This window comes from Lactobacillus helsingborgensis, assembly GCF_000970855.1.
In the GTDB taxonomy this organism is placed as follows: domain Bacteria; phylum Bacillota; class Bacilli; order Lactobacillales; family Lactobacillaceae; genus Lactobacillus; species Lactobacillus helsingborgensis.
The window spans coordinates 1,163,317-1,187,170 of sequence record NZ_KQ034046.1 but is presented as its reverse complement, the minus strand read 5'-3'; the positions used below and the strand labels follow the sequence as shown (position 1 = coordinate 1,187,170).

General features: G+C 36.5%; 19 protein-coding genes, 1 tRNA gene and 1 pseudogene. 13 read left to right on the top strand and 8 right to left on the bottom strand.

Features of this window, described 5'->3' with window-relative positions:
- The first annotated feature begins 2 nt into the window (after positions 1 to 2).
- The gene (glnA, locus tag JF73_RS05500) at positions 3 to 1,340 is read left to right on the top strand and encodes a type I glutamate--ammonia ligase (RefSeq protein WP_046327296.1); all 1,338 of its coding nucleotides are present in this window, start codon (positions 3 to 5) and stop codon (positions 1,338 to 1,340) included.
- 1,345 nt (positions 1,341 to 2,685) lie between these two features.
- On the opposite strand, the gene pyrE is transcribed toward glnA, so the two are convergent.
- Together pyrE and pyrF are read right to left on the bottom strand one after the other, a co-directional pair.
- Positions 2,686 to 3,321: an orotate phosphoribosyltransferase gene (gene pyrE, locus JF73_RS05495; RefSeq protein ID WP_046327295.1), complete on the bottom strand. Its 636-nt coding sequence runs from the start codon at positions 3,319 to 3,321 to the stop codon at positions 2,686 to 2,688.
- The gene (pyrF, locus tag JF73_RS05490; protein WP_046327294.1) at positions 3,322 to 4,029 is read right to left on the bottom strand and encodes an orotidine-5'-phosphate decarboxylase; all 708 of its coding nucleotides are present in this window, start codon (positions 4,027 to 4,029) and stop codon (positions 3,322 to 3,324) included.
- A 242-nt stretch (positions 4,030 to 4,271) separates the two neighbouring features.
- On the opposite strand from pyrF, the gene JF73_RS05485 reads away from it, so the two are divergent.
- From JF73_RS05485 to carB, 6 genes are all read left to right on the top strand, one after another.
- On the top strand, positions 4,272 to 5,195 hold the full coding sequence (locus tag JF73_RS05485; protein WP_046327293.1) for a dihydroorotate dehydrogenase: 924 nt from the start codon (positions 4,272 to 4,274) through the stop codon (positions 5,193 to 5,195).
- A 286-nt stretch (positions 5,196 to 5,481) separates the two neighbouring features.
- On the top strand, positions 5,482 to 6,024 hold the full coding sequence (gene pyrR / locus JF73_RS05480) for a bifunctional pyr operon transcriptional regulator/uracil phosphoribosyltransferase PyrR (protein ID WP_046327292.1): 543 nt from the start codon (positions 5,482 to 5,484) through the stop codon (positions 6,022 to 6,024).
- Positions 6,025 to 6,170: 146 nt separating this feature from the next.
- On the top strand, positions 6,171 to 7,127 hold the full coding sequence (locus JF73_RS05475; protein WP_046327291.1) for an aspartate carbamoyltransferase catalytic subunit: 957 nt from the start codon (positions 6,171 to 6,173) through the stop codon (positions 7,125 to 7,127).
- Positions 7,127 to 8,404: a dihydroorotase gene (gene pyrC / locus JF73_RS05470; protein WP_046327290.1), complete on the top strand. Its 1,278-nt coding sequence runs from the start codon at positions 7,127 to 7,129 to the stop codon at positions 8,402 to 8,404. The genes JF73_RS05475 and pyrC overlap by 1 nt, the downstream gene beginning before the upstream one ends.
- A complete protein-coding gene (locus JF73_RS05465; protein WP_046327289.1) occupies positions 8,401 to 9,486 on the top strand; it encodes a carbamoyl phosphate synthase small subunit in 1,086 nt (361 codons plus the stop codon). The genes pyrC and JF73_RS05465 overlap by 4 nt, the downstream gene beginning before the upstream one ends.
- Entirely contained in the window at positions 9,479 to 12,661 is a 3,183-nt protein-coding gene (gene carB / locus JF73_RS05460; RefSeq protein ID WP_046327288.1) for a carbamoyl-phosphate synthase large subunit, read from the top strand. The genes JF73_RS05465 and carB overlap by 8 nt, the downstream gene beginning before the upstream one ends.
- A gap of 88 nt (positions 12,662 to 12,749) precedes the next feature.
- On the opposite strand, the gene JF73_RS05455 is transcribed toward carB, so the two are convergent.
- The 3 genes from JF73_RS05455 to JF73_RS05445 all read right to left on the bottom strand — a co-directional run bounded on the left by JF73_RS05455 (position 12,750) and on the right by JF73_RS05445 (position 16,742).
- Complete coding sequence (locus tag JF73_RS05455; protein WP_046327287.1) at positions 12,750 to 15,152, bottom strand: Xaa-Pro dipeptidyl-peptidase; 2,403 nt, start codon at positions 15,150 to 15,152, stop codon at positions 12,750 to 12,752.
- 116 nt (positions 15,153 to 15,268) lie between these two features.
- Positions 15,269 to 15,625, bottom strand: a complete 357-nt coding sequence (locus JF73_RS05450; RefSeq protein ID WP_046327286.1) for an arsenate reductase family protein — start codon at positions 15,623 to 15,625, stop codon at positions 15,269 to 15,271.
- A 76-nt stretch (positions 15,626 to 15,701) separates the two neighbouring features.
- Positions 15,702 to 16,742 carry a PTS sugar transporter subunit IIC gene (locus JF73_RS05445; protein WP_371212568.1) on the bottom strand — a complete coding sequence of 347 codons (1,041 nt, stop codon included), beginning with the start codon at positions 16,740 to 16,742 and terminating at the stop codon, positions 15,702 to 15,704.
- Positions 16,743 to 17,326: 584 nt separating this feature from the next.
- On the opposite strand from JF73_RS05445, the gene JF73_RS05440 reads away from it, so the two are divergent.
- Positions 17,327 to 17,728, top strand: coding sequence for a hypothetical protein (locus JF73_RS05440; RefSeq protein WP_052059662.1), 402 nt, complete (start codon positions 17,327 to 17,329; stop codon positions 17,726 to 17,728).
- A gap of 165 nt (positions 17,729 to 17,893) precedes the next feature.
- On the opposite strand, the gene JF73_RS05435 is transcribed toward JF73_RS05440, so the two are convergent.
- The gene (locus JF73_RS05435; RefSeq protein WP_046327284.1) at positions 17,894 to 18,286 is read right to left on the bottom strand and encodes a type II toxin-antitoxin system HicB family antitoxin; all 393 of its coding nucleotides are present in this window, start codon (positions 18,284 to 18,286) and stop codon (positions 17,894 to 17,896) included.
- Positions 18,287 to 18,333: 47 nt separating this feature from the next.
- Entirely contained in the window at positions 18,334 to 18,513 is a 180-nt protein-coding gene (locus JF73_RS05430) for a type II toxin-antitoxin system HicA family toxin (protein ID WP_046327283.1), read from the bottom strand.
- A gap of 394 nt (positions 18,514 to 18,907) precedes the next feature.
- Here JF73_RS05430 and JF73_RS09840 point away from each other — a divergent pair.
- Together JF73_RS09840 and JF73_RS05425 are read left to right on the top strand one after the other, a co-directional pair.
- Positions 18,908 to 19,033 (top strand): annotated as a pseudogene (locus JF73_RS09840) (AAA family ATPase); the annotation flags it as partial.
- Positions 19,034 to 19,070: 37 nt separating this feature from the next.
- Complete coding sequence (locus JF73_RS05425; RefSeq protein ID WP_233335871.1) at positions 19,071 to 19,226, top strand: AbrB/MazE/SpoVT family DNA-binding domain-containing protein; 156 nt, start codon at positions 19,071 to 19,073, stop codon at positions 19,224 to 19,226.
- A 103-nt stretch (positions 19,227 to 19,329) separates the two neighbouring features.
- On the opposite strand, the gene JF73_RS05420 is transcribed toward JF73_RS05425, so the two are convergent.
- Positions 19,330 to 19,403, bottom strand: a tRNA-Arg gene (locus JF73_RS05420).
- Between the two features lie 203 nt (positions 19,404 to 19,606).
- Here JF73_RS05420 and JF73_RS05415 point away from each other — a divergent pair.
- The 3 genes from JF73_RS05415 (at position 19,607) to JF73_RS05405 (ending at position 23,797) form a co-directional block, all read left to right on the top strand.
- Positions 19,607 to 21,370, top strand: a complete 1,764-nt coding sequence (locus tag JF73_RS05415) for a DUF2207 domain-containing protein (protein ID WP_046327282.1) — start codon at positions 19,607 to 19,609, stop codon at positions 21,368 to 21,370.
- Between the two features lie 89 nt (positions 21,371 to 21,459).
- A complete protein-coding gene (locus tag JF73_RS05410) occupies positions 21,460 to 22,788 on the top strand; it encodes a DUF2325 domain-containing protein (RefSeq protein WP_046327281.1) in 1,329 nt (442 codons plus the stop codon).
- Between the two features lie 169 nt (positions 22,789 to 22,957).
- Positions 22,958 to 23,797: a YitT family protein gene (locus tag JF73_RS05405; protein ID WP_046327280.1), complete on the top strand. Its 840-nt coding sequence runs from the start codon at positions 22,958 to 22,960 to the stop codon at positions 23,795 to 23,797.
- Positions 23,798 to 23,854 lie beyond the last annotated feature (57 nt).

Here is a 23,854-nt window from a genome sequence, read left to right as displayed (position 1 = left end):
TCATGACAAAGAAAATTTCAGCAGATGACATTAGAAAAAGTGTAAAAGAAGACGATGTCAAATTTATTAGACTAGCTTTTACAGATATTAATGGAACTCTTAAAGCAGTTGAAGTTCCAAATAGTCAATTGGAAACAGTATTAAGTAATGACGTACGCTTTGATGGTTCTTCAATTGACGGCTTTGTTCGTTTGGAAGAAAGTGATATGGTACTTTACCCCGACTTTTCGACTTGGTCCGTTTTACCTTGGAGCGATACTACAGGCGGCAAAATTGGCTGCCTGACTTGTTCAGTTCATACAACTGATGGCAAACCTTTTGCAGGGGATCCACGCAATAATCTTAAAAGGATAATTGAACAAATGAAGGATATGGGTTTTACAGCCTTTGATATTGGTTTTGAAGCCGAATTTCATTTGTTAAAACTTGACGAAAATGGCAATTGGACCACACAGGTCCCAGACCATGCCTCATATTTTGATTTAACCTCAAATGACGAAAGTGCAAGTTGTAGGAGAGATATAGTTGAAACTTTAGAGAGCATTGGATTTGAAGTAGAAGCTGCTCACCATGAAGTAGGTGACGGACAGCAGGAAATTGACTTTAGATTTGATGACGCTTTAACAACGGCTGATCGTGTGCAAACATTTAAAATGATTGTGCGTGAAATAGCTAAGCAGCATGGTTTATTTGCCACATTTATGGCTAAACCTTTGCAAGGTCAAGCAGGAAATGGAATGCACACTAACATGTCCTTGTTTAAAGGTAGCAAAAATGCCTTTTATGATAAGAATAATAAGTACCATTTGTCAAAAACAGCTCTGTACTTTTTAAATGGTATTTTGGAACATGCCCGTGCAATCACAGCTGTTGGTAATCCGACTGTCAATTCCTATAAGCGTTTAATTCCAGGATTTGAAGCCCCAGTTTATATTTCTTGGGCTTCAAAGAACCGTTCACCAATGGTTCGAGTACCATCTGCAGGAGAACTGAATACCCGTTTAGAAATGCGTTCTGCTGACCCTACTGCTAATCCGTATTTGCTCTTAGCTGCATGTTTAAGTGCCGGTCTAGCTGGTATTAAGGAAGAAAAAATGCCAATGGAGCCAGTAACTTGCAACTTATTTGATTTAACTGAGAAGCAACGTAATGAAATGGGAATTAAACCACTTCCTTCAACCTTGCATAACGCATTAAAAGCCTTTAAGAAGGATCAATTAATTCAAGATGCTTTAGGTGAGCATTTAACTCAAAGCTTTATTGATTCTAAAGAATTAGAATGGTCTCAATATACTCAAACCGTATCTGATTGGGAAAGAAATCGTTATATGGGTTATTAAATAATCTAGTTATAAAAATAAAAAAGTAGCATAAATTTCTTATGCTACTTTTTTTATTGGTCTTATTTATTGGGAAAACAAAATATATAATACTTAATGTAATATTTTTATATATTTTAATCATTCTATTTTTTATATTAATATATTAATGGCTAAACAAAAATTTGAAAGAAAGCTTTCCAAAGTGCCAGTAAGTAAAACTGTTATATTATAGTCTAAAATAAAAGAAAAGAATCGTAATTTTGAAAGAAACCAATCAACTTTATAATATTTTAGTTATTTAAATAATTTTAAATAGCGAAAAATATAAACCAAAATAGTATTTTTAATTGTTATTTAAATTAGATGAAAAAGAACCTATTTCTTAGACCTTTAAATCATAGATTTTTCGATTGTTATTTATAAATCTAGATAACAAAATGTGAAAGCAGATATAATTTAATACAGTAACTAAAAAATATTCAATAGTTTATTGACAATTTTTAAAAATTTGATTACGATTATTATATAATTCACATAGTTTAAATTAGGTGCTATGAATGAAAGGGGTAATGCTTTTCTGGAAATAATAAAAATAAATATAGGAAAACTAGTATTTACCGAAAAATTAGCAAAAGAGAGGATAGTTAATGTCAATTAAAAAAACACAACTCCGATGTTGGCATACATTGAAGTTGTGTCGAATAATGTTAAGAAAAATCCAATGGTTTTTGAATTATGCTAAAGTTCGGACTTTTGCTTAACATTTAAAAGTAGTAGTGAGAATAAAAATAATTTTATTCTCACTACTATGATTAATAATACCACAGAAAAAGTTTAGAGTGATTAAATTCTTTTACATGTCAGAAAAATTGATCAGGCAATATTCAAATAAATTTGATATTAGCAACTGTTTTCTCAATTTTGTTGATAGTAAAAAAGAAGTAGATAATAATTAAACAATTTTCTAATGATATCTATAATTAAATCGTATATACACATCAAAAAAGGCTGGTTTGAAAAAATCAGTCTTTTTTGATGTGTTGGCGAGATTTTGAGTAAACTTTTATTGCTCAAATAAATTAGTGTAAGTGAGGACTAAGAATGAAGAACAATCGATTTTCAGTAAGGATATAATATTAGTAATGGTTGCCACATCTTTATATTTTGCGCACCTCTTGGGACTTCCTAATAAAGAACTAGACTAAAAGTTTAGGCGCAAGTAACTTTTTGCTGGTCTGATAACTGAAATAATGATTATTACTACCAAGTTTTTGAGAATAATTGCCAGTAATTAACTGCCGATTTTTTTACATATAAAAAACTGACAAATTTATGCTGTGAAGCAATCTTTGTCAGTTCTTATTTACTGAAACTTTTTGCCCCATTTCCACGGATCTTCGTGCCAGGTCTTTAAAGCCTCATATTCTTCAGAGCTGATGTAGTTCAACTCTTTTTCTTTTTGCAATAACTCAGGATAGGAAAGTAGAGGACTAAAATCGACGCCAGCTTGAGCAAAATTATTTTTCGTATCTTTTAAATAGTATGTAAAGATTGAGCTAACGCCAATTACATTACCACCTTCTTTTTTTGTGGCATCAACGGCATTGATTACAGAGCCACCTGTGGTTATTAAATCATCAATTAACACGATATTGTCTTCTTTATTAAAGCGGCCTTCAATCTGCTTGCCTTTGCCGTGATCCTTAGGCTTTGGCCGCACATAAATCAAGGGCAGGTTAAGCTTAGCAGCAATCCATGCTGCATGTGGTATACCAGCAGTTGCCACACCGCCTATTACAGTTACAGCAGGATATCTGCTTTTAATTAACGCTGCCAAGTCTGTCGCAATCCAGTCGCGCAAGTTTGGATAAGAAACAGTTAAGCGTAAGTCTGTATAAATGGGTGATAGCATTCCGCTAGCATATTGATATGGTTTTTGCGGAGAAAATGTAATTATTTTTTCGGCGATTAGTTTATTGATAATTTGTTCCTGATACATTTATTCAAACTCCTTTTTAATTTCTTGATAAACCTGTGCGGGACTCTCAGCTTTGGTAATTGGTCGACCGACTACAATCGCACTTGAGCCAAATTCTTTTGCTTTTAAGGGAGTGGCAGTGCGCTTTTGATCATCATTCGCTTTAGCTGATAATCTAATTCCCGGTGTAACATATAAGAAATCTTGGCCAACTATTTCCCGCAAATTTTGTACTTCAAGCGGTGAACATATTACACCGTCAGCACCGGCATTTTTAGCAGTCTGAGCTAGACTAACCACTTCTTCAGCCATTGACAATGAACAATTCTGCTCATTTGCCAAAGTTGCAGCTGAAATGGAGGTCAGTTCCGTCACAGCTAAGAGTTTAGGGACTTCGCTACCTTTAGGGGTACTATCAACCAGCCCTTTCTTAGCTGCTGCAATCATTGCACTACCACCAAGTGCGTGAACGGTGGTACAAAAAACTCCTAATTTTCCTATCTGTTTGGCAGCTTGGTAAACTGTATTAGGAATATCATGTAATTTGAGATCTAGAAAAATATGGTATCCTTGTTCAACTAAAGTTTTTACCAAGTTCGAACCATAATGATAATATAGTTCCATGCCAATTTTTAAGTAGGTTTCTTGGGGATCACCTAATTTCTGAAGCAGATTCTCAACATCCTTCTGATTGTCATAGTCCAATGCTACAAATACCGCTTTTTTCATTAACGCCTCCACATATAAAAAAGCCTACTTTGGTACGAGAGTGCATCAAAATAGACTTTTAAAAAAATTAAGCCATGTTCAACTTGCGGTCTCTCTGTACCGTTTAAAGTTCATTAACATTGAGATTAACATTTTTGCTAATAAAATACAACTAAAAATTTTACTTTTAAAATGGTCAAAAACGTGTAAAATATACCCAAAAATATTTATGAGCAAAAGAACAGCAATTTTTGGAGGATAATATGATTAACATCAAAGTAAAATTACCGGGTCTAAGCTTAAAAAATCCGTTAATGCCAGCAAGTGGTACTTTCGGATTTGGTGATGTATCTGCGGCTGAGAAATTTGATTTAAATGAATTGGGGGCGCTGGTTATAAAAACTACTACACCTAAACCGCGGGCTGGTAATCCTCAACCTCAAATTGCAGTTTTAGAAAATGGAGTATTAAATTCTGTCGGTTTAACTAATCCGGGAGTTGATCAAGTAGTTAGTACCAAGTTACCTGACATTAAAAAGAAATATCCTGCTTTGCCCATTATTGCCAGTGTTGGTGGTGAAAGTAGTGCCGGCTATGTCGAAGTGGCCCAAAAATTAGCTGCTTCTAAGATGGTTAATGCCCTGGAAATAAATTTTTCTTGTCCCAATGTTGCTCAAGGTGGAATGAGTTTTGGTGTTCATCCAGAATTAGTTGAAAAACTAACTGCTGCAATCAAAGTGGCGGTCACAATTCCGATTTACATTAAGTTAACACCTAACGTTACTGCCATAGGTGAAATTGCCCGAGCAGCAGAAGCTGGTGGTGCAGACGGTCTGTCACTAATAAATACGGTAATGGGGATGCGCATCAATATCAAGACACGTAAACCACTGTTAGGCAATAATTTTGGTGGCTATTCAGGTGCGGGAGTGAAACCTATTGCCATTTATCAGATTAATCAGGTGAGAACAGCAACTAAATTACCCATAATTGGTATGGGCGGTATTGAGTCAGCTGAAGATGTAATTGAATTTATGTTAGCCGGAGCCAATGCAGTCGAAGTGGGAAGTGCTCATTTTAAGGATCCATTAATATGCCCCCACATAGCAGATGAATTGCCCGCAATTTTAGCAAAAATGGGTGTTGCTGATATCAATGATCTTGTTGGTCAGATTGAACTTAATTAGTTTGTTTCTTAAGTGAGGCGGCTTTAAAATAAAAGTTAGACATGGTTTATATAATTAGAAAATATTTTTTTAAACTTAAAAATTTTTGCTAGAAATAATAGTTGCCCGATACATAACTTTAGTGTTGACAACTGCTCGTTTAACCATTATATTGAAATAGATGTCCTTTAAAATTAGTCCCGTGAGGCTAGCAAGGAAAGCTCAATTAAGTATTGACTTTTACACAGCACTTAGTCTCAATAGATTAAGTGTTTTTTCATGGGTAAAGTAGCAATAGGAGAAAAAGATGACAAAAGAAATTTGGGACGCTTCAGCAATGAAGAGAGCGCTAACCAGAATTACTTATGAGATCATTGAACGTAACAAGGGTACTGAAGATCTGGTACTCGTAGGGATTAAAACTCGTGGCGTTTATTTAGCTCAGCGAATCCATGACCGCATTCAAAAACTTGAAGGGGTCGATGTGCCACTGGGTCAACTTGATATTACTTTGTACCGCGATGACCGTCATGATGCATCGTTAAAGCAAGACCCTGTTGTTAATTCTAAGGAAATAGGTGTTGAAATCGGCAATAAACACGTTGTTTTGGTCGATGATGTACTTTTTACTGGGCGGACAGTTAGAGCAGCAATGGATGCTTTAATGGATAAGGGCAGACCTAGCTCAATTGCTGTTGCAGTGCTAGTTGACCGTGGCCACCGTGAATTACCGATTCGCGCAGATTTCGTTGGTAAAAATATCCCAACATCTTCGCATGAAGAAATAGCGGTTCATGTTGAAGAAATTGATAATAAAGACAGTGTGGAATTAAAGCCATTGCCGCAATAATAGAATCAATTCAACCGTTTAATTGGCTCCAGAGAGGGTCAGAAGGGTATGAGTTCTTTTTGTTAAGTCTTGGACTAAACTAAAAACCCTTTTGCTAAACCTGGAGCTGAAAAGCTGCAGGTTTATTTTTTTAGGAAAGAGTAAAAATGAAAAATACAAATTTTGTCACTTTAAAATCATTTGTTAGCGTCGAAAACCTAACAGCTGAGGAAGTAATGGCACTGATTGAACGAGCAGAATATTTTAAAAATGGTGGTGCCCGCCCACATTTAACTTGTCCGGTCTATGTTACTAATATGTTTTTTGAAAATTCCAGCAGAACTCATACCAGTTTTGAAATGGCTGAACGAAAACTAGGCTTAAAGGTTATTCCTTTTGATCCAGCACATAGTTCAACTAAAAAAGGTGAAACCCTTTATGACACGTCACTTATTATGGCAGCTCTGGGCATTGATCTTGAAGTAATCAGGCATTCAGAAAACGAATACTACAACCAATTGATCCATCCTAAGCAAAACCAGCACCTTAACATTGGGGTAATCAATGCTGGGGATGGCAGTGGTCAGCATCCGTCACAGTGTTTATTGGACATGATGACAATTCACGAACAATTTGGTCATTTTAAAAATCTTAAAGTAGCTATCGTCGGAGATATTACCAATTCACGAGTTGCCAAAAGTAACATGGATCTTTTAACTAGGCTGGGTGCAAAAGTTTATTTCTCGGGTCCTGAATATTGGTATGACAGACAGTTTGACAAATTTGGCGAATATAAGCCGATTGATGATCTGGTTAGTCAAATGGATGTAATGATGCTTTTGAGAGTGCAGCATGAAAGGCATGCTGGTGATCCAAATGAAGCCCAATTTGATGCTCAAAAATATCATGCAAAATATGGGATTAATCAAAAACGATATGACCAACTGAAAGATGATGCCATTATCATGCATCCAGGTCCAATTAACCATGATGTTGAACTTAGTGGTGATTTAGTTGAAGCTCCAAAATGTCGTTTCGTAAGGCAAATGGAGAATGGGGTCTTTATGCGCATGGCAATGATTGAAGCGGTCATGCGCGGACGTAAATTAGGAGGTCTGTCTTAATGACAACTGTGATTAAAAATGGCTATCTTTTTGTTGGTGGTCAGATTATGCAAGCTGATCTTTTAGTTAAAGATGGCTTGATAGCAGCAATTGGGACCAGCTTAACCGGCGACAGCGTAATTAACGCGGAAGACAAGCTGGTAAGTCCAGGTCTAGTTGATGTTCATGTCCACTATAGAGATCCTGGTCAAACTGAAAAAGAAAATGTTCAGACTGGTTCGCTGGCAGCGGCGCATGGTGGCTTTACTACGGTTTGTGCAATGCCTAATGTGGTACCTGTCCCTAACACCCCGGAATTAATGACCAAAATGGTGCGCAATAATGACCAAAATGGTCTAGTGCATATTTTGCAATATGGCCCCATAACTATTGATGAAGATACTGATGAAATTCCCGATTATGCTCAACTTAAAAAAGCCGGATGTGTGGCGCTAAGTAATGATGGCAAAGGAGTGCAGAATGCTCGTACCATGTATTTGGCAATGCAAAAAGCACAAGAGAATAATTTAATCATTGCTGAACATGCACAAGATGATGCACTATTTAATCATGGTGTGATTAATGAAGGTCAAAAAGCAAAAAAATTACATTTAGCTCCTATTACTGAATTAGCTGAGACCACACAAATTGCACGTGATCTCTTACTGGCGCAAAAAACCGGCGTTCACTATCATGTTTGTCACGTGTCAACTGCTACCAGTGTTGAACTAATTAGAATTGCTAAATCTAGGGGTATCAATGTTACTTGTGAAGTTGCTCCTCACCACCTTCTGTTAGAAGAAGAAAATATTACTGGCGATGATGCTAAGTTTAAAATGAATCCCCCATTAAGAACGAAAAGAGACCAAGCAGCTTTAATTGCTGGATTGCTTGACGGCACGATTGACATGATAGCTACTGACCATGCGCCTCATACCGCTGCTGATAAACAAGGCGGTTTTGCTAAAGCAGCTTTTGGGATAGTTGGTAGCGAAACAGTTTTTAGTGAACTATATACCAAGTTTGTTAAAACTGGTATTTTCACTTTGAGTCAGTTATTAACTTGGCTAACAATCGCACCAGCTGAGTCTTTTGGACTGAAAAAAGCAGGAAAAATTGCGATTGGTCAACCAGCTGATATAGTAATTTTTAATCTTGGTAAAAAAATAACCATTAATACTGCTGATTTTAAATCTAAGGGAAGAAACACCCCAGTTAAGGGTGACACGGTTTACGGTCAAACAGTCTTAACAATGGTTGATGGCAAAGTTGTCTTTCAAATAGAGGAAAATAAATGAGATATTTAATTTTAGAAGATGGCAGTATATTTGCGGGTTCAGGTTTTGGAGCCGACCAAACAACTAGGGGAGAGGTGGTTTTTACTACCGGTATGACTGGCTATCAAGAAGCGATTACTGATCAATCCTATGCTGATCAGATTTTAGTTTTTACCAATCCTTTAATTGGCAACTATGGTATTACACTAGCTGATTATGAATCACTTGAACCGGGTATAAAAGGGGTAATTTGTCATCAAGTGGCGCGTCACCCAGATAATTGGCGTATGCAAACCACTTTACCCCAGTTTTTAGAAAGTATCAATGTTCCAGGTATTCAGGGTGTAGACACTAGACAATTAGTAAAAAAGCTGCGTAGTCATGGAACTATGCGCGGTCAAATTTGTGATTCTCAGGAGAACGCGGCAGAAATTGCCAAAGAGTTGCAGTCCAGTCAAATAACCAGGGGTGCAGTGGATAGAGTTTCCACTGCAAAATCCTATCCTGTACCTGGTACAAAGCGTAATGTTGTGGTGGTTGACTTTGGTATAAAAAACAGTATTTTACGTGAACTAAGCCAAAGGGGCTGCAATTGCATAGTTCTTCCTTATACTACTTCGGCTGCCAAGATTTTGTCATTGCAACCAGATGGTGTTTTATTATCCAATGGCCCAGGAGATCCGCTGGAAATGGGAAAGGCAATTAAGATGGTGCAAGAAGTTGAGCAGCATATACCACTCATGGGTATCTGCATGGGGCATCAAGTTTTTGCTCTGGCAAATGGTGCTAAGACTTATAAAATGAAATTCGGCCATCGGGGATTTAATCATCCAGTACGTGAAATTGCTACAGGAAATATTGGATTTACTTCTCAAAATCATGGGTATGCTGTTAGCCGCGATTCAATTGATCCAGAGAATTTAATGGTTACGCACGTTGAAGTTAATGATGGCACTGTTGAAGGTTTGCGGCATAAAAAATACCCAGCTTTTTCGGTGCAATTTCATCCAGACAGTACACCGGGGCCACATGACGAAGAAGGGATATTTGATTACTTTATGCAAATGATTGACCAGAGAAAGGAAAATGAGAACGATGCCTAAAAGAACTGATATTAAAAAAATCATGGTAATTGGTTCAGGTCCAATTATTATAGGTCAAGCAGCAGAATTTGATTATTCCGGAACACAGGCTTGTTTAGCTTTACGTGAAGAAGGCTACGAAGTAGTGTTGGTCAATTCTAACCCCGCTACCATCATGACTGATACGACTATTGCCGATAAGGTTTATATTGAGCCCTTAACTTTGGAATCAGTTTCCCGCATTATTCGTAAAGAATTTCCTGATGCAATCTTACCTACGTTAGGCGGACAAGTGGGATTGAATATGGCATTGTCTTTAGCTAAAAGTGGCATTCTAGATGAACTAAATATTGAACTCCTAGGTACAAAGCTTGATTCAATTGAACAAGCAGAAGACAGGGAAAAGTTCAAAGAACTTTGTCAAGAACTGGGTGAACCGGTCCCACCTTCAACGAGTGTGAAAACAGTGCAAGAAGCACTAGATTTTGGAGATAAAATTGGCTATCCGATTATTGTTCGTCCTGCTTTTACTATGGGAGGTACCGGTGGCGGCATCTGCAATGACCGTGAAGAATTAGCTAAAATAGCTAAAAATGGATTGGAACTATCACCAGTTACCGAATGCTTAATTGAGCGTTCAATAGCGGGTTATAAAGAAATTGAATTTGAAGTAATGAGAGATCATGACGATAATGCCATGATTGTTTGTTGTATGGAAAATTTTGATCCTGTTGGTATCCATACTGGAGATTCAATTGTTTTTTCACCATCACAAACTTTATCTGATAAAGAATATCAAATGCTGCGGGACTGCTCCTTGAAACTTATTCGAGCACTAAAAATTGAAGGTGGTTGCAATGTGCAGCTAGCACTTGATCCCAATAGTTTCAATTATGATGTCATTGAGGTTAATCCCCGGGTTTCCCGTTCTTCTGCTCTGGCCTCTAAGGCTACCGGCTATCCGATTGCTAAAATGGCGGCTAAAATCGCTGTGGGACTAACTTTAGATGAAATTAAAAATCCAGTCACCGGCACCACCTTTGCCGAATTTGAACCTGCTTTGGATTATGTGGTCTGCAAGATACCTCGTTGGCCCTTTGATAAATTTGCTAAAGCAAATCGTGAACTTGGTACACAGATGAAAGCAACTGGGGAAGTCATGGCAATTGGGAGAACTGCAGAAGAAGCCTTTCAAAAGGCTGTGCGCTCGCTTGAAATTGACCAAAAAGACTTTTATTCTCTTGAGGCACACAAGGCCAGCGATGAGGATTTGGAAAATAAATTGGTTAAAGCCCAAGATGATCGGCTTTTTTACCTCGCTGAAGCTTTCCGGCGCGATTATACAATGTCTGATTTGCATGAATTAACCAAAATTAATTTTTATTTTTTAGATATAGTAAAGCATATTGTCGATCTAGAAAAAACTATTGCAGCTAATCCTGATGATATAACTGTCCTTAAAAATGCTAAAAAATATGGTTTTAGTGACCATACTATTGCCAACCTGTGGCACGAAACAGAAGATGAAGTACGAAACTTTCGGAAAGACCATAAATTAGTGCCAGTTTACAAAATGGTAGATACTTGCGCAGGAGAATTTGTTTCTGAAACACCATACTTTTATTCTACTTATGACGCTGAAAATGAGAGCCAAAAGACGAATAAGAAATCAGTTTTAGTAGTTGGTTCGGGTCCGATTCGTATAGGTCAGGGTGTGGAATTTGATTATGCTACCGTTCACTGTGTCAAAGCATTGCAAAAAATGGGTTATGAGGCTATTGTTATTAACTCTAATCCCGAAACTGTTTCCACTGATTTTTCTGTATCTGACAAATTATATTTTGAACCTTTGACTTTGGAAGACGTATTAAATGTCTGTGATCTTGAGCAGCCGGAAGGCGTAATCATTCAGTTTGGTGGTCAAACTTCAATCAATTTGGCTGCTGGGTTAGAGAAACATGGGATCAAGATTTTGGGCACCAGTGTAGCAGACCTCAACCGAGCTGAAGACCGCGAATTATTCGATCAAGTAGTTAAAGAACTAGGTTTAAAGCAGCCGCAAGGAATTACCACAACTACACATGATGGTGTAATTAAGGCGGCGCAGAAGCTTGGCTATCCAGTTCTGGTCAGACCAAGTTATGTTTTGGGCGGTAAAGCTATGGAAATAGTTTATAATCAAGCCGAACTTGAAGATTACCTGCATAATCATGTTGATATTGCCAGCAGTCATCCTATTTTGGTCGATGACTATCTTGATGGGCGCGAGTGTGATGTTGATGCCATTTGTGACGGGGAAGAAGTGCTGATTCCCGGAATAATGGAACATATCGAACATGCCGGGGTTCACTCAGGCGATTCTATGGCTGTTTATCCTGCTCAAACATTTTCACCTGCTATTAAGCAAAAAATAGCTGATATTACCAAAAAATTAGCTTTAAAGCTCAATTGTCACGGAATTATGAATTTACAATTAATTGAGCGCGGGGGAGAAATCTATATTATTGAAGTTAATCCCCGTGCTAGTCGAACGGTCCCGTTTTTAAGCAAAATCACCAGTATTGAAATGGCGCAAGTCGCTACGCGGGTCATTATGGGTGAGAGCTTGAAAGATCAAGGCTTCTCCTCCGGCTTAGCGCCAGAACCAGAAATGATTAGCGTGAAGGCACCTGTATTTTCATTTAGTAAACTTTCGGATGTTGATAGTTATTTAGGGCCAGAGATGAAATCAACTGGCGAAGTCATGGGCAGTGATTTCAGTTTTCCTAAGGCGCTTTATAAAGCATTTTCAGGTGCTAATATGCAGATACCCGATAGTGGTAACATATTATTGACGATTGAAGACCGCGATAAAGAAGAAATATTACCAATTGCCAAAAGATTTGCGCAAATTGGTTACCGGATTTTTGCGACTAGCGGAACGGCTGCATTTTTAGAGCAGCACCACCTGCATATTACTCATGTTGACAAAATTCATGACCAAAGTGCCACAAATATTCTAACTGAATTTAAAAACGGTAAAATTGATTTAGTAATTAATACGATGGGACATGATTTAGCTAAAACTTCTGACGGCTTTATCATTCGCCAAACAGCTATTCAACAAAACATTCCGCTAATTACGAGTTTAGACACCGCGCGGGCACTATTAACTGCGCTTGAAAATCGGTCGTTTTCAACAATAGACATCAAATAAGAATTTATTAAGTAAAAAAGACAACTGGGTTTTTGATCCAGTTGTCTTTTTGTTACAAAATATAGTGATAGAGAATAGCAGGACGATTTTATTTAAGGCTAAACTTAATTGCGGTCTTGGCCAGATCTACTGTGTAGACCGTCTTTTCTAGCGGCCTTTTTGTCATTCCCTGATCGGTTGAATAGATAATTAGACAAAGTTTACTGCCTACCGGCATCGTATAGTAAGTTGGCTGCAATTCAAACTGTAAGTCATAAAAGTCGCCAGCTTTAATTTTGGCAGGTTTCTTCATATCTTGGTAATTTTGCAAATTCATGTGTGCTTTAGTGATCAATTTGGCGTGAGTAAGCCTATCTGGCATAAATTCCTGTAAAGAATCAACCTTAAAATGGAAACCCAGTTCTTGTTCTCCAGGCATTAAAATTTTAGGAGTAGCTGTCAGACGCTTGCGATCGCCCATTTCAACTAAAGCAACTGAAATTTGTCCTTTGTTAAGGCTGGATGACACGCGCATTCTTATTTCCGGTCGACCAACTATGGTTACGGGATGAATAAATTCATCTGTGGTATAACGCAAACTGGCTTTAGTCCATTTGGGATTGCCACAAATAAATTGGTATTGCCAATCATTTTCTGAAATTTTAGCTTTCTTAAACTCCGTTCCTCCCAAGTCGGTAAAAGATACTTTTTGCATACCGTTTGCATCTTTTGTCAACTCATTGTTATCTGTTGGGAAGTAGACGGTTTCAGTGCCGATGCTATTACTCCAATCATCTTCATCATGCCACTTGTCAGCTTTGAGATTGTCTTGGACTAATACGGTCGGCCACTGTTCATAGGCATTATTTTCGATACCTAGGAGTTCATGAACCAGCCATAAATTCATTAAGTCGGTAAAGTCAATTGAAACCAAATTGTTCATGTTATAGTGTGGCCCTTGGTGCAGAAAAAGGTGCTGTTGAATAGGAAGGTTTTTAACCTTTTGCCAAATTTTATAGACATTCTTAGGCTTGACGTTCCAGTCATTTAAGCCATGAACACTAATCCAGGAACACTTAATATTTTCTGTATGATGGCGGTAGTTGCGTTTTTCCCAGAAATCAGAATATTGTCCAGTTTTACGGTCAGCTTTTTTAAGTAATACTTTCTGCATTTCGTCAAATTTAGGCTTAATTTTTAGATAATCACCGGCATCCCACAAGTTTGACTGGCAAGTTTCTGCCAGCATATCTAAATCTTCGCCTTGACAATCTTCAGGTGCAATTACTAGGCCGTGTTCGCGGTAATAATCATACCAAGAGGAAATGGCAGCTTCGGAAATGACCGTTTTTAGGCCAGCTACACCGGTAGTTGCGATTGCTATTTGTAAAGTTCCCAAATATGACCTGCCAGTCATACCAATCTTTTTATTACACCAAGTAGCTTTAGTTTCATGCTGGCGTGATCTATCGGTATAGGCAATGCGATCGCCGTGTAACCATTCAATTATTTCTTTTGCACTTTCAGTTTCTTCTGGAGCACCGGTAATTCTGAGACCATCACTGCCGCGTGTACCAATTGCACCAGCAGAGACACTGGCAAAACCTCGTGCTAACATATATTCATTTAAACCATAAGAAGACTTCCCAACAGCCTGTTCCACCGGCTTATACGATTCTTTACTATCTGCCAGCGGCTTTTTAGCTTTTACCACAGGGGCAGCTTGGTATTGCGGATTGGTCCACTCAGTTGCATCGCTTAAATTTTCATCTACATTATGGTTGCGTTGCTCGTTATCAATCATGCCACCAAAATAGGGGCTGGCAGTATAAAGAGCAGGGACCGGCAAATTTTCACTTTCAATTGGACGAAAAATTGTTGTCTGCAGTAAGTCGCTCTTGCCATCTCCGTCAGTATCCAAATCGCTTTCAACATAAACTACTTCTCTAATTACCTTACTGGTATCAAAAATAGGCATACTTTTGCCGTTAAAAAAGAGAAATTTATTCTTAGCAAATTGATTTCGACGGTTATAAAAGTATCCTTCACCAGCCATAACATCAATTAAAAGTTGGCCATTTTTGGCGCGGGTATTAAGTAAACGGTAAAAAGCCTGAATTAAATGTTTTTTGTCACCAATATTTTTAACATAAGGCAAGCCTTGTTTTTGCATAAATTTTAGTGGCTCACTTAACTGATAATCGTAGCCAACGTGGTATCCGAGTAATTGCAATGCTACATTATAAAATTGACTACAATCAATTTTTTCTGGTGCTGTGTCTAAAAAGTCGCTGAGCCTTTCACTATCTGATACAGCAAACTCGGCTAATTTTGCATTTCGTGCGCTTTTTGCGTCAGGCGCAATAACTGCAACTGTATTGGCGGTTAGTTCAGCTAAAAGAGCACCAAAAGATAATTTTTGATAAGCGGATGGTAAAAATTTAATTTGTAATAATTCTTCAACTTGTGTTTTGTAATCTGTTTTCACATAAGCATACTGGTTGTATTTCATGAAATTCTCCTTTTTGGTTATTATTTTACCTGTTCTTTAAAATATTATGAAGTTAAATATGAAAATAAAAAAGAAAGTTTCTTGACAAAACTTTCTTTACCGAATTTATTTTTAATTTAAAGCCAAACTTCTTGGTATGTTTTTTCATTGAAACCGCAAGTTAGGTTTTGATCATCAACAACAAGGGGCCTTTTTATCAGCTTACCATTTTTTGACATCATTTCGGCTGCTTTTTCTATTGTCATTTGGGGCAGCTGATCTTTAAGATGCAATTTACGATAATCTTGGCCGTGAGTATTAAAAAAATATTTTAGGCCACGGTCTTGATACTGTGTCAGCCATTTAACCAAATCAGATTTTTTAGGCGGTAGTTCCACTAAATCTTGGAAATCAAACTTGACATTATGATCCTCCAACCATTTTTGAGCCGCTCTTGAAGTTGAACAACGTTTATAGCCATAGAATTTTATCATTTTCATACGCTCCTTTGTCTCAATTATAGCAGTGTCTAACAAAATGTCTGAAAAATAGAAACAAAAGCTTTTTTATTTAGCTAAAATCTAATTCGAAATCTTTGCTCGTAAAAAGATGAACTTTATTATTAAACAAGTAATTCATCAATAATCCCAGAGCGATTGGAAGGATAAAGAACAAAAATGCAATCAGAATAATATTAATTGCGTTTGCTGGGCGATTAGCCATCGCTGCGACGGGCCCAATTAAGCCAGAAAAGCCAAAGCCAGCGCTCATTGGCGTCCCTTGAATTTGGAATACGGCACCTAAGCCGCCCATGATACCAGCATTAATTAAAAGAGGAATCAGCAGTTTAGGATTGGTCATTAAATTAGCCATTTGCATTTTAGGAGAACCAAGGAAATGCGCGATTGAAGTTCCAAAACTGTTTGCTTTCCAGCCAAAAACAGCCAGTGCAAAAGAGACTGCTGTGATGCCCAGATTAGCTGAACCTGAAGCAATTCCAGAAATGCTGATTGCTGTAGCGATACCAACAGAAGAAATAGGGGAAACAATAAGTAAGCCGAATACTATTCCCATGAGAATACCCATTACAATTGGTTGTAATGCAGTTAATTTTTCGACTCCCATTCCGATCAAACTAGTTAGTTGACTAACGGGAATACGTGTGAGACAACCGATTCCCCCAGCAATTAAAAGTACTAATAGCGGTACTAACAGAATTGTGTAGGCCTTAAGTTTTTTACCAAAAAACAAGACCAGCCCGTAAGCAATCATAATGGTAATAGCGGTATTGATAACATCGCCGCTGCCCATAACCGCAATTTTGCCCTTGTTCATCACAAAATTACCTGCTCCGGCGGTAGCTGCTAAAGCTAATGACGAAGTCTGAATTGGCGTTAACTTAGCCGTCATGCCGACGCATACAGCACTAATTGCGGGTAGCAAGGCTGAGGCAAAAGCAGTTAATGCTAAAATAAAACTTAATTGTGGCATGCTAGGTAAAAGAGCTTGTACTAGCTGGTTAATTAATGCTCCTGGTATCAAAGCCACTACGATACCAGTGGATAAACCATTTAAGGTGTCTAAAGTAATCTTTTTAATAGTATTCATTATTTTCTCCCAATAAAAAATTCACACAGATGACGACAACTGTGTGAATTCATAGAGAAGAAAGTACTTAAGTCTTTACACACAATTGTCATGAAGGTTGAACTGTGTGTCTAAGGCAATGACAAAACTAGGCACTCAGATCAAATAACTGAAGTACCAGTAATAATATTTAACTTGCGGTTGATTAATTTTGTTAATTGTCGTCATAATCTCTACCTCTCATAAATATTTAAGCAATATCATACATTAATGATGAAGTAAAAGCAAGACTAATTATTAATAAAATTATTTTTTGATGGCAGCGACGAAGATAATAAGCATCTTAAGCTTTCTCGCTACACTAGCTAATGAAATTAATTATTAAAAATTATAAATTTTATTTTTCAAATTTTAATATTATGCTTACAAGATAATTTGTATCAAATTAAACTTTTTGAATAATTATTTTGTAACGACTAGAATATCTTAAAGTAAAAAAAGATTGGTTTATATCAAAGAAAGAAGTGTTTATTATCTCACTATTTATCAACTGCATTAGTTTTTTGGGAGACTGGTTATTATTCGCATTTCCCCTATATCAAGGACTAATGGAACTTTATGATTACGAATGGTTTTTAAAAGAGTTCAATCAATCAAGTAAAGCTCAGCCAAAGATTTCTCCTTTGTACTGGATTATACCTATTGTCAAAATTTATCTTGAAAAAAGGCGGGCCGTCAGAATTCTTGGTAGTATCATCAAAAATGAATCTGATTTACGTACTGCTATGAGCTTTATCGATAAGGCTACAGCCTGGTATTTTGTTTCTTTAGGTGGTTGGTTAAAGATGGTTTCATCTTTATATGAATTCATCGGCGAACTTCATGAAGACAGCATCTTGCTTTTGGTTATTGGTACGATTGTTTTAACATTTTTAGGAATATTCTCCGGCTATTACCGTTTAAACCCCAAGCGGCAAAAAAATTTGATTTCAAAAATTAAGAAGGACTAGTATTATTACAAAACAAAAAGAGTCTGGGAAAAAACTCTAACCTAACTAAAAAGGCTGACAAATCACGTCAATAAAACGTTGATTTGTCGGTCTTTTTAAATTGTAAATTTTTTAATTTAACTTCAAAGAGCACTTTTTTCCCAGACACTACTTGGACTTTTCAAATTATTCAATACCTATTTTTGCTTTGATACCCTCAGAAAGAATAGCTGAAAAATTAAGACCAGCAGCTTTTCCCTCTTCATTTAAGTAATTTGGAATAGTTACAGTCTTTTTAACTACACGTTCATCGTTTTTCCGTTTATATGCTGAAATATTGACGGTAACTAAAGTAGCAATTTCATCATCTTTAGTTTTAGGAATTTTAGTATTTGATTTTGGCAAATCTTCTACTAATGACATAGTACCAATTAAGTCTTTTCCCATATCAATAGCTTCTACAATTGATTTTCCTTGAGTATCACGGTCAAGGTCTGGGACATTTACAGTGTACTTAATTTTAGAATCATTAGTTGGTTTTATAATAATTGGAAAAACAACAATTTTATCTTTTTTCATAATAGTAATTTAAGATGGTACACGAATAAAGGGTAGCCCCCTTAATTTTATCCTTTAAGATTATTTCGTTTCATAATCTTTTGCCATGTAATTTTGTTTAAATCACCGTGACGAGGAATTGGCTCTGACTGGTAACCATTGGTATAAACATCATGATTAGTTCCATGACGATTAAGCCACCAGCCATTTTTCTTTAAAATTTTAAGGGCGTCTCGTCTTTTAACCATCTAATTCTCCTTTCAGATATTATTTTACACGTGTATAGCACGTGTGTAAATAAAAATGATAAAAATCTTATTACGCTTGTAGTTTTTATGAAAATAAATACAAGAGTTATTTAAATATTATAGAATTTAATATAAACAAAAGTTAAGCATAAATAGCTTATATTGAGCATATAAACTATGGGGAATAAGATTGTGAATAATACTTCTAGGCGTATGGCTAACAAGTTTGATAAAAGCTTTTAAGCTTGGATGTTAGTGACACAGTTATTGGTTGCAGTTTGAGCATACCTAGTTTCAACAGGTTTCTTTATAACGTTACCATTTTAAATTAAGCATAAGTAGATCATACATAACATATGAGTACAGTATAATTAAAGGAGAGGAAGAAATATAGATTATCACTTTTACAGTTATCAAGAATGGGGTTGGTAGAGCTCCATCTGCATAAAATTATTGTCAATGGCTGGCAAACAAAGGATCAAGAGTCTTATTTATTGATTTAGACCACCAATCTAATTTACCTTAAACATATTAAATTTATGATAATAAATATATAAATGGAAATTACATTAGAAAAACGAGGTTATTCCCAAGGTTTCAGACTTTCTAAATCATTATTCAGAGATCTTGGAATTACTACTGAAAATGCCACGTTTGAGGTAAAAGTAAAGGATAAAGAATTAATTTTGAGAGAAAAAAAGAAAGCAAAATAGCACAACGCTTTGAAAGCTTTGGTTATGAAGCATATTGGATGTCTTTTATATACTTAGAGAATGCAAAAAGCCTGTAAGACCAATGCTTACAGGCTTGATTTTATGATCCGGGTGAGATTCGAACTCACGACCCACGGTTTAGAAGACCGTTGCTCTATCCAGCTGAGCTACCAGACCGTTAGTTTTGCGTATTCCCGCGCAAGAACATTAACTATTATAGAGAAAAGTTTTTGCAATTGCAACCGGAAATTTCTTTTTTGTTCAACTTATTTTTAAAGCTAATATTGATGATAAAAAAGAAAGGAGGAAAATTGATTTGTTAATTGTGATTTATAATCTGTATAATAAAGAAAAGTGAAGAGAAAAAGATAGGAAAAAGCATGAAACATAAAATTCTAAAACTGATATCTCTTATAGGAATTCTTTTATTTTGTTTTGTTTCTGGACAAGAAGCAAAAGCAGATGTTGATTATGATATTGCTAAAAACATTACTACTGCTAAAGTGAATTCTGATGGTTCATTGTCGATGAAAAGGGCAATCACCTATAAATTTAACAGCTCTGCCAATGGTGTTTATTATCGTCAGAATCTGCAATCAAATCAGAAGATTGACGATATCAAAGTGATAGTAAAGGACGGTCAAAAGAAGGCACACAAAACTGATAATTATGACCTGATAAATAGTAAAAAGGGCTACCGTTTTAAGGTATTTCATAAAATAAAAAGTAACCGCCTTTTCACCGTTACTTATTTTTATCGCATCTCTAATGCTATTACCAATTATCGTGATGTTGCTGAACTTAACTTTAAGATTATCGGCAATGGCTGGGATAGGGATTTGGACTATGTCAGAGCCAGTGTTATTTTTCCAGGGCCTGTAAAGGGTCTAAAAGCATGGGCCCACGGACCAATCGATGGTCATCTGCAAGTTAATCCTCAAAAAGGAAAAATTGTCATGACAGCTGAAAATCTCGCTGGTGACATGGGTATTGAAGTTCATACTATTTTCCCTCCTAAAATTACTGCCAACAATCAAAATGTCAAAGGTAAGAATCACCGTCAGGCAGTGATAAAGCAGGAGAAAGAGTTAGCGCGAAATACGGAATTAAAGCAAAAAAAAGGGGTAAGAAGAAGTCTCTGGCTAATTGCTGTGAGTCTAATTGCAGGACTTTTAGGTATCATTAAGGGTTTTAGGACCAAAAAAATTGGTTTTATGCCCCGCAAAATTCGCGAACTAGCCCATAACTATGAAATACCTGATGTGAATCCAATATTAGCGCAAATTTTGGATACTGCAAAACAGCCGGATAATCGCGCGTTTACCGCTTATTTGATGGAACTGGCAGCACAGAAAAAAATTAGGATTGAAGATTATAAAGCCCATCTTAAAACTTATTATCGGATAACCGCGATAGACGAAAGTATTGTCGAAGAAAGCAGGTTAATGAAAACACTCTTTAACAAGATTGGGGATGGAACTAGTTTTACCACTCAAGCCTTGAAAAAATATCATGGTAAGAGATTAGGCAATGATTTTGACTTTTGGGCAGGAGATTATTTTGATAGTAAAGAAAAGCAAATATATTTGCCCGATTCATTAATAAATCGTAAAAATAAAAATATAGCTATCATAATTTTAATGATGGTCATCAGTTTCGCTGCTTCGGTAGTAGCTCTCATGAGCTCACTTAAATTTATCTTAGTGATAGTTTTTGGCGAGGCTTTGATTCTGATTTTGAGTTTGCTAGCGCTGATTTTCATTATCAGGCAGACTGGTATTTATTCAGAAAAAGGAAAAATTGAAACTGAAAAGATACGTGGTTTCAAAAAGATGCTAAAAGATATCGGTAAGTTTAAGATGAGGGATGTTGGTGATCTCATTTTGTGGGAGGATATCATGCCTTATGCCGTTGCTTTTGGCTTAGCCAATAAAGTAATGAAAGAACTGAAAATAGAATTCACTCAAGAAGAACTGGCACGTAGTGATTACTTTTACTATGGTTTTGTTTCTAATACCGGCAAAGATAGCTTTTCTGCTAACTTTGATTCTTGCTTTAACGATAGTATATCTACCGGGTCAAGCAGCTTTTCCAGTGGTTCGTCCGGTGGCTTCGGTGGAGGTTCCGGTGGTGGAGCTTTCTAGTAAAAATTTTTGACTTTAAGCCTAGCACTACGCTGGGCTTTTTTGCATTTGCTATACTAAAGTAAATCACAAAAGAGATAGGTATAAACATGTTCGATTATCGTAATAATTTAAAAAGAATTCTTAATCAGACGGCTGGAGATGAGAAAAGCTTAAAAAACGGACTGGCTGCAATTAAACTAATCTTGGGTATGACCGCTGATACAGATGCAAATAATAGCCCAGAAAGTGCTAAAAACAACGTGGAGGTCGATTTCCAACAACTTAATTTGCTGTTAAAAAGTCTGACGCGTTTTATCATCAATACTGCAGATCTTTCTGCCAAAAATTCAGCCCTTTCCGCTATTCAGCAACTAACTCTTACTCCCAGCATTAATAAGGAATATAGACAAAATTTAGTTGATTTAAAAAAAGCTCTCAACTCAGCCCCGGCTACGAAAGACCTGATTGATAAAAAAGTTTTTGAGCAAGCACTAGCGCCCATAAAAAAGCCTCAAAGGGACTACCGTAAAGGCAAGAGATATACAGTAATTCGTTTACTAACGGGTTGTGACTTAATTAATGATAGTAATCGTACGGTTTTTACTTTAACAGAATCACAAATACATTCCTTGAATTTAAAAAGCGGCGACATTGTCGAAGCGATTCCAGAAGATAAAAATTCGCACTATGATGCGACTATTTTACGAGTTGTTGGGTTTCGTGATCTACCCAGTATGGAAGTCGATGCCATTTCTACTTTTAAATACGCTGTGGTGCAGGGAAGGTCTGGACATTTGGCAATTACTCGCAATGCACAAGGTAAAAAATTGCGGATTCACGGTAAGCAAATTCTTTTACCCGTTGATTCAAGTAAGTATTGGGACGAAAATATTCGCCTAACTGATGGCTCTATCGTAGATTTAGCTTGGTATGATGGTGATGTGCGCTTGAAGAAAAATCCTGCAGAAGCAATTCAGATACGCTGGGTGTATCAACTTGAACAGCCCAAAGATCCGCAAATTAGAAAGAAAAAAACTAAGAAAGAAGCAAAAGATACTAAAGTACCGCGACTTGAAATGGACCTTCATTATCAACGTGTTGGAATTGCTGTTGGTGATAATCAAAACGAGGCCATACTTGAAAGTGTAGTTAATCGCTATCATGGTATACCAATTCCAATTGATGCTTTTCAGGGTAAGAAAAAAGTAATTGAAAACCAAATAAAAGATTTAGATATTGTCATATTGGTAACTGCTTTTGCGGCACATGACAGTACCTGGAATATCAGTGAATTTGCCAATAAATATCATATTAAGTTTGCAGTTAGTTCAAGTAAAGGTTACCAAGCATTTGAACGTGCGTTATATCGAGCTGAAAATGGTCTTCCCGCTTATGAAGGTAACCAGACAATTAATTATCGCTTAGCAGATAAGTAGAAAAAATTTTTCTTTATAATTTCTTAATAATTTAAGAAAATGTTTTAACTATTATGTTTTTGACAGATAACAAGTATAGCCTTAACCAATCAAAAAGCCCACATTTCTTGCATAATTTGGCGTTTTTCCTGTACAATATAAAATAACAATTTTATGGAAGGAAGATGAGATGAAAGCTAAAAAACAGGCACACACATGGCAATACTGGTTATTCTTTCTAGCTGGATTAGAAATAATTACAATATCAGTTAACTTTTTTTATGCGCCAATTAATGTTGCTGCAGGTGGTTCTACAGGTATTTCAATCTTAATTGAAGCTGTTTGGGGAATTAACCGTTCCGTTTCGGTTTTTGTTGTTAACTCAATAATGCTGATACTTGCTGCTGTGTTTTTAGGTAAGGAAACTTTAAAGAAGGTAGCATTAGGAAGCTTTTTGATTCCGATTTTAATGGCGATTACACCTAGTTATAAATTAACTTCAAATAATATGTTGGCTGTAATTTATGGCGGCGTTTTAATGGGCGTTGGTGTTTCAATGCTTTACCGGATTAATGCCTCATCGGGAGGGACAACAATTCCACCATTAATCATCAAAAAATATTTCTTTGTTGATCCCGCACTGTCCTTAATGGTTATTGATATGTCAGTCATTTTCTTGAATATTTTCGTAGATGGTGTTGAAGCTTTTCTATTGGCAGCCTTTTCTCAAATAATTACGACTATTACTATGCGCTACACTGAAACTGGTTTTGATAAAAAATATCAAGTGCGCATTATGAGTAATAGTAAGTTGGAAGAAATTCGCCAAATGTTGCAGCACGACTATGATGGACTGACCGTATATAATGTGGTTGGCGGCTATAGCGACCAGGATAAACAGCAATTGGTTATTGTGGTTGACACTAATGAATATGGTCAACTGGTGGCTAAAGCACGAGCGATTGATAGTGAAGCATTTATTGTTACGGAAAATATTGCTAAAGTGCATGGCGGTAAATGGCAAATATAATTGTAATTTTATTTAACAATGAAGGTATTTTTTATTGCCAACAATTAGTCAGAGTAG